The 6,739-nt window shown below is 45.5% G+C and carries 10 protein-coding genes and 1 tRNA gene; 9 read left to right on the forward strand and 2 right to left on the reverse strand.

Features of this window, described 5'->3' with window-relative positions; all coding sequences use genetic code 11:
* Positions 1-16: 16 nt before the first annotated feature.
* Positions 17-844, forward strand: a complete 828-nt coding sequence (locus tag K6T91_07185; GenBank protein ID MCL6472585.1) for a class II glutamine amidotransferase — start codon at positions 17-19, stop codon at positions 842-844.
* A gap of 1 nt (position 845) precedes the next feature.
* Here the strand turns inward: K6T91_07185 and K6T91_07190 are convergent, their stop codons facing one another.
* Positions 846-1,295: a DUF1232 domain-containing protein gene (locus K6T91_07190; GenBank protein ID MCL6472586.1), complete on the reverse strand. Its 450-nt coding sequence runs from the start codon at positions 1,293-1,295 to the stop codon at positions 846-848.
* Between the two features lie 189 nt (positions 1,296-1,484).
* On the opposite strand from K6T91_07190, the gene rmuC reads away from it, so the two are divergent.
* The 7 genes from rmuC to K6T91_07225 all read left to right on the forward strand — a co-directional run bounded on the left by rmuC (position 1,485) and on the right by K6T91_07225 (position 5,055).
* Positions 1,485-2,495 carry a DNA recombination protein RmuC gene (rmuC, locus tag K6T91_07195; GenBank protein ID MCL6472587.1) on the forward strand — a complete coding sequence of 337 codons (1,011 nt, stop codon included), beginning with the start codon at positions 1,485-1,487 and terminating at the stop codon, positions 2,493-2,495.
* Positions 2,496-2,553: 58 nt separating this feature from the next.
* On the forward strand, positions 2,554-3,003 hold the full coding sequence (locus tag K6T91_07200) for a HEPN domain-containing protein (GenBank protein ID MCL6472588.1): 450 nt from the start codon (positions 2,554-2,556) through the stop codon (positions 3,001-3,003).
* Entirely contained in the window at positions 2,967-3,302 is a 336-nt protein-coding gene (locus tag K6T91_07205; GenBank protein ID MCL6472589.1) for a nucleotidyltransferase domain-containing protein, read from the forward strand. Before K6T91_07200 ends, K6T91_07205 begins: the two co-directional genes overlap by 37 nt.
* A gap of 96 nt (positions 3,303-3,398) precedes the next feature.
* Positions 3,399-3,587, forward strand: coding sequence for a DUF2795 domain-containing protein (locus K6T91_07210; protein ID MCL6472590.1), 189 nt, complete (start codon positions 3,399-3,401; stop codon positions 3,585-3,587).
* A gap of 423 nt (positions 3,588-4,010) precedes the next feature.
* Positions 4,011-4,373: an STAS domain-containing protein gene (locus tag K6T91_07215; GenBank protein MCL6472591.1), complete on the forward strand. Its 363-nt coding sequence runs from the start codon at positions 4,011-4,013 to the stop codon at positions 4,371-4,373.
* Between the two features lie 7 nt (positions 4,374-4,380).
* On the forward strand, positions 4,381-4,809 hold the full coding sequence (locus K6T91_07220; protein MCL6472592.1) for an ATP-binding protein: 429 nt from the start codon (positions 4,381-4,383) through the stop codon (positions 4,807-4,809).
* 172 nt (positions 4,810-4,981) lie between these two features.
* Positions 4,982-5,055: transfer RNA gene (locus K6T91_07225), tRNA-Ile, on the forward strand.
* Positions 5,056-5,089: 34 nt separating this feature from the next.
* Here the strand turns inward: K6T91_07225 and K6T91_07230 are convergent.
* Positions 5,090-5,272, reverse strand: a complete 183-nt coding sequence (locus K6T91_07230) for a hypothetical protein (GenBank protein MCL6472593.1) — start codon at positions 5,270-5,272, stop codon at positions 5,090-5,092.
* A 12-nt stretch (positions 5,273-5,284) separates the two neighbouring features.
* Between K6T91_07230 and K6T91_07235 the strand changes: the two genes are divergently transcribed.
* Positions 5,285-6,667, forward strand: a complete 1,383-nt coding sequence (locus K6T91_07235; protein MCL6472594.1) for a hypothetical protein — start codon at positions 5,285-5,287, stop codon at positions 6,665-6,667.
* Positions 6,668-6,739: the final 72 nt, after the last annotated feature.

The raw sequence follows: 6,739 nt of genomic DNA on the forward strand, positions 1-6,739 counted from the left end.
TAAGAGGTGTACCTGTATGTGCAGGCTTTTCGGTTTAATTGCGGATACTCCTGTTAGTATCGAAAATCCTATATTGGAAGGTATAAAGCCTTTCGTAGAGTTGTCATATAAGCATCATGACGGTTGGGGAATTGGCTATGTAGATGGCTGCCCGCCGGGCGAGAAAAGCATTCGCGTTGTTAAATCTGACTACCCTGCTTGGAAGGATGAGCATTTCTCCAGACTTATCAAGCATCTTGTTTCCTGCCTTGCGATTGTACACTTAAGAGATGCTAAGTATGGACCAGTTGCTCTTAGAAATACCCATCCGTTTTTTGCTGAGGGATGGATATTTGCCCATAACGGCTCGTTAAGAAACTTTAGAAAAATCGAACGTGAGCTTAGAGGTAAAAGATTTAGCGGAGAAACTGATAGTGAGAGATATTTCTACCTCCTGCTTAAACACATTAAACAAAAAGAAGACGTGCCCAGAGGTGTACGTTCAGCCATCGAGTGGCTCCACAAGAACTACATCGAGGGTGCTAAGAACTTTCTTATGTCTGATGGCAACCATATTTACGCATACCGCGAGGGAAGAGAACTGTATTATGTAGAGCGAGAAGTACCTATCTCGCCAATCGAACCTTTAAGGCGGATTTTAGGCGGAAGCTTAGGGAACGGCTCAGGAGAGGCTTTGGCAGAGGGAGAGGTTAATAAAACGGCGAGAATGGTTGTTATTGCCTCGGAGATATTGACTGATGAGAGCTGGCATGAGGTGCCCGAATCCCATCTCTTGATTGTTAACGATAAGCTGCAGGTAGTGATCGAGCCTATTTTAGAGAAAGCAGGAGTCCCAATTGCCTAGATCATCCTCGAGTCGACTTTGGGCCGAACATTTTCTTGCCAATGTAGCGGCCTGCCTTAAGCAACCCACGCCCTGTTTTCTTTACCAATGTTACCGAGATATCTTTTAGGACGCGCTTGATGGTTACAATATCCTTATCTACTATAGCGTAGGTTAGACCTGCTTCTGCAAGGTGCGGTTCAATAATTTCTTTGGGGGAGGATGACAGCACGTTATTTACGGCTATTAGAACAGCTAGAATATCATCCAGTTGGCCCAAGATAGGTATTATGCCAGGGATAAGGTCTATTGGAGAAGCAAGATAGCCAAGTCCGGCTGCCAGCTTCGCCTTATCAGACTTTGCTATACGTGGGTCTTTTGCAAGCCCTGCAGTCAGCTTGGCATATGCTGGCATTCGCTTTAATATCGGCATGAGGTCATGCTTTAAATCTTCCAGGCGATACTCTTCCATTTTACCAGCTCCAGCGGAATTCTGCTGTAATTGTGACGAGGTGATTATCTATTTTACTCAAGCCTTTGTCAACTGAGTGTCAATTAAGTATCAACTGAGTGTCAACTGAGGCCGCTCCTTTCGATTTGCTCTTTTTGTGGTTCCCGTCTATCCTATTGCTTATAGTACAGACAATCTATCGGAGTAGTTATGGATGCAGTTGTCATAGCATTGGTAGCATCGGTCATCATTTTAGTCATTGCCGTTATTTATCTCTCTTCAAGAAAACCCACGGGAGATATATCATCGCTTCGAGATACCTTAGAACGCCAAAATATGCTAATGCAGGAGATGAAAACCTATGCGGAGTTTGGTGGTCGGGGGCAGGATATCCTGCGTGAAGAGCTTTTAAAGGCTCAGCGTACAATCGACTCTTTGAAGACCGATTATGAGGCTCGAAAACAACTTGAGGAGGAGAGCAGGCAAGTCATAAAGAGGCTTGAGAGCATGATTGTCGGCAGCTATTCTAAAGGACAAGCTGGCGAGAACATCCTTCATGAGATATTTAAGCTTTTTCCCCGGGAGATGATCGCCTACAACTTTAGCGTCGGCGGCAAAGTCGTCGAGTTCGGGCTTGTCCTATCCGATAAAAAGGTCCTTCCTATCGATTCTAAGTGGCCGGCAACCAGCCTCCTCATCGCGCTTGAAGAGGAAAAAGACGAGAAAGTAAGGCTTGGAATTGTTGAACAAATCGAGAGAGAAGTTGCAAAGCGTATCCGTGAAGTCTGCCAGTATATCGACCCGGATGTTACTGCACCCTGGGCTATCGCAGCTGTTCCTGATGCCGTGTTTTCAGCTTGCAAGCGAGCGTATCTTGATGCTTACAAGAGGCATGTTATTCTAATGTCCTACAGCATGACCATTCCTTATATCCTTACCGTCTATAGCCTTCACCTGCAATATTCGCGCTCAGTTGATATAGATAATTTGCAAGGCCACCTCATTAACATCGGACGCCAGCTTGATGAAATGGAGCAAATCCTGGAAAACAAGGTTGCGCGAGGGAGCACTATGATAAATAACGCCTACGGCGAGTACAAGCAGCTAATTTCGCGCATAAGAGCCTCGGTAACCTACCTACAAGAGACCAAATCGATGGATGATTTGGACCAAAAAGCACTGGTTAAAGGTACCGAATACCACATTAAGCCAGATTCTTAATTTGCCGATTTAATATATGGCCACTTTATGTCCCTCTTTATTTTTGATTGGGGTGCTGATGGGAAGGCGTCGTGGTAACGGAAATAGAGATGGTTCTTACTGGGGGCAATCGAGCCCTGAGCTTTTTGCTGAGGAGTGGCTCGACAATGCAGAACAGGACTTAAATGTTGCAGAAGACCTTTTTGCTGCCGGTCACTATGGTTGGGCTGCGTTTGCCTGCCAGCAGGCCTTAGAGAAACTTCTTAAAGCAGCCTATGTGCGTTCCAGACATAAAATACCGCCCCATGTACATAAGCTTGAGCGTCTCTTTGCGATAATGAAACTTAACCCGCCCGAGGAGCATATAAATAATGTGCTTGAGATTGATCAGTGCTACACTTCAACAAGATATCCAGGATACAAAAACGATCTTTACTGCCGCGATAGAGAAGGCGCACGGGCGATACTTGATAAGGCCCGGGAGACTTACGGATGGATAAAGCAAGAGCTTCAACTAGACAAGCTATAGACCGCTTTATAAGGGTAGCCGAGAAAAAAATTAATATAGAAAAGGTAATTCTTTTCGGCTCGTATGCGACCGGTGAGGTGCACGAGTGGAGCGATATTGATATTGCCGTCATATCCAGCGACTTTAAGGATATGGATAATAGGGAAAGGCTTCTGCTTTTAAACAGGATAGCCTGGGACGCCGGCGTGACCGAGATCGATGCCCTTGGTTATACCCGGCAAGAATTTGACTCCGACGATCCTCTTGATCTTGTAACCGAGATCAAAGAACACTGTATCGTGGTTTATGAAAAGCCCTAGCTTTTCATTTAAACATGTTTAAGAAAATTGCTACGGGGTATTTTTCGAATTATGAACCCATAGCCATGTAGCTGTGTAAGCAGGAGGCTGTTTTTCATGGTATCAGTAGCAAAAGTGTCACAGTTTCTAGAAGGAATAGAATTTCCAGCTAATAAGCAGCAGATAATAGACCATGCAAGGAATAAAAATGCACCTAGAGATGTGCTTGATGTTCTAAATCAGATACCAGAAGATACATATTTCAGCATGGCTAAAATATGGGAAGCCATGGGAAGAGCTGCTTAAGGATACATTAATTGACCCTGCGGGTTTTCTGTAAATGGATCCACATCATGATGCAATCTCGCCGGACTATTTCTATTTATAGCAGCCAATCTCTTTAGCCTTCTGCAATGTTTTTTATGTTAAGGTTTCATTATATCTCCGGTAGGAGCTTTGTTCTTCAGCGTATGACCGCCTGCTTATTTTACAGCGTGAATGGGAATATATTGATAGCAATGCACTACATGGCATAATAGATATGTGAACTTGTTGTGGTGTGAACTTGTTGTGGGCCGGTAAGTTTTTGCCGATATTATTCTTGGTAAGAAAGACTTACCAATAAGGTGATGTTTTTAGGGGTTTTAGGGTTGAGTGAAAGGTATAAGTGGCGCCACAGCGGGTTGGATTAACTGTGGATCTGCAGTGATTAAGAGAGGGGAGGATAAATTGGAGGTGCAGATGCTACCCGGCCGCATTCCCATTTTTGACGTCAATGGCGAGATCGACCATTATGTAGTTCCAGAGCTCGAAAGCAAGATAATGGCGGTTATGGACGAGGGCCACGCATCCATTATCCTTGATTTTACCGATGTCAACTACATCGATAGCGCAGGTATTGCTCTTATTATCTTAGCCATTCAGAAGAGTGCTCCGCTAGGCGGCAAGATTGGACTTGTTGTAACGAACGAGAATGTCTTGAAGATACTTGAGATAGTTGGCATTACTAAGCTGGCTGAGGCATTTTCGCTTTATCGTTCAGTGGATGAGGCGCTGGCAGACATGATGAAAGAAAGCCGTTCTGGAGATTGATTAGCAGATGGTACGGAAGATTGAGTTCGAAATCCAAAGTGAAATGAAGAATCTTGCTGTCGTTAGGCAGAGGGTTGAGGAAATGGCTGCCGATTGTGGTTTCACGGATACCGACATTTATCAGATGAAAGTTGCTGTGAGTGAGGCGGTAGCAAATGCTATAGAACACGGTTCGCCTAATGGGCCGAGAAATCGCGTTCAGGTACTTATCGAATGCGACGGGGATAAGATAGTTATTGAAGTACTTGATCAGGGTATATTCAAAGCCAGGCTTCCCGTAACAGATGGCAGACCAAGCCATCGAGGCAGAGGGATATTTCTCATGACCGCATTGATGGACGAGGTTAATATAACTGAGCGGCAGGATGGAACACTTGTGCGTCTTGTCAAACTTAAAGAACCAGCTATGGAGAAAAAACAGCATGTCCTGTCCTAAATTTCTCCCCTTTCGCTAGGTTAAGTAATGTCTTTTATCCTAAAGCAAGCAGGCTTTACACACTTGATTTTCCACGTAAGTATTGCTAAAGTTTATATGCCGACCCGGATGGAGACGATTCTCGCAAAGTTTGCGCGACTGGGGTTTTGCTTTGAAAAACTAGAATAAAACCGGGCCCTTAGCTCAGCCGGTCAGAGCAGTGGACTCATAATCCATTGGTCGTAGGTTCGAATCCTACAGGGCCCACAAGCAAAACCACAGATAGAGGGCTTATGGCCCTCTACTTTTTATTTTTAATTTCTTCTCGTGGTAGCTGTATGGTAGCAAAAATCTGGTCTAGCTTCTCGGCGGCATCTTTTTCGGCATCGGGCAATAGGTGCCCGTAAATATCAAGTGTTTGTCTGATGTCTGAGTGTCCGAGCTGTCTTTGAACATATTTTATGTTTTGCCCTGCTGAGATCATGGCCGCTACGGTGTGCCTATTGAAGACCTCGAAGAAATTATCAAGACAGCTTGGCGAAAATGCCAAGAAGACAATTATTTTGGCGAGTTAGATGACCGTTATCTCACCAGCCTGACCGCTGACGAGGTCTATAGAGCACTTAACCCCTCTCGGATCGTCGAGAGCGCTGACGGCTGGGATTCTGAATTGATGATATGGTTTTGGCAGTTTGTTGCTGAACCAAACGGGATTAGGGCGGTGATAACTAATGACGGCGCAATCGTTTGGGATGAAGAGTTAATTGTCAAGGATGCCAATACTGGCAAGGCTACCACCGTTGAAAGTGGCGACAAAGACACAGTAACGGCAGCGATTGAAGAAAGCCAAAAGCATGTGGTTGAAAAGCCTGAAACTATGGTAGAATCTATACAAGAGACAAAGGAGGGTATAGATGAAGGAACCTCTAAGCCTGGGAGTACAGAGGTACATGGAACTGGCGAGAGCCCATTGGAAGGAGCATCGCCCGAAGATGTATCGGGAACTCAAAGCCAAAGGCCAGCTAGAACAGGCACTTCAGCGAGCAGCGGAGAACACGCTGGAAGCGAAATATCAAATAATAGATCATCTGAGGGAAGTGAATACACCGCCGCAGGACTTCGAGGAGAGAGTGAAGTTCGAGAACATGATAGCGCACCAGGCGTGGGAGCTGGTGAGGGAGGAATGGATATTCCTTCCGAGCGAGGAGGACGTACCGAACCTCGGGCAAAATACATAACTCCAGCAGGAAACAACTACAAGATAACCGCCGATGACCGGCTAGGTGAAGGCTCTCAGAAGCAGAAATACAAAGACAATGTAGCTGCTATTCGTCTACTAAAACAGATCGAGGCCGAAGGACGCCTTGCTACTCCAGATGAGCAGAAAATCCTTGTAAAGTATGTTGGCTGGGGCGGCATGTCGGGTGTCTTCAACGCCTACACCAACCGAGAAGAATACAACGGGCTAAAAGAGCTTCTAACAGATAAAGAGTTTGAAGCAGCTCGCGAATCTACGCTTAATGCGCACTATACATCAGAGCCGGTAATCCGTGGCATGTACCGTGCGCTTGAGAGGTTTGGCTTTGATGGCGGACGCGTGCTTGAGCCCTCTATGGGCATCGGCAACTTCTTCGGGCTTATGCCGCATGACATTCAAGTAAAGTCTAAAATGACCGGCGTTGAACTAGACGATCTCACTGGAAGAATCGCCAAGCAGCTCTATCAAAACGCCGATATCCGGGTGCAAGGCTTCGAGACTACCAAGCTGCCGGATAACTTCTACGATGTGGCGATATCCAACGTGCCATTTGGTAACTATAAGCTACATGACCCTAAATACAACAAGTACAACCTGTCTATCCATGATTATTTCTCCTGACTTTATCAGTTGAATTTGCAAAACCCCAGGCAGCTGAAGTATAGATGATAAAAAAGCGTGCATTTTGCCACT

It is taken from the genome of Bacillota bacterium (assembly GCA_023511485.1).
In the GTDB taxonomy this organism is placed as follows: domain Bacteria; phylum Actinomycetota; class Aquicultoria; order Aquicultorales; family Aquicultoraceae; genus CADDYS01.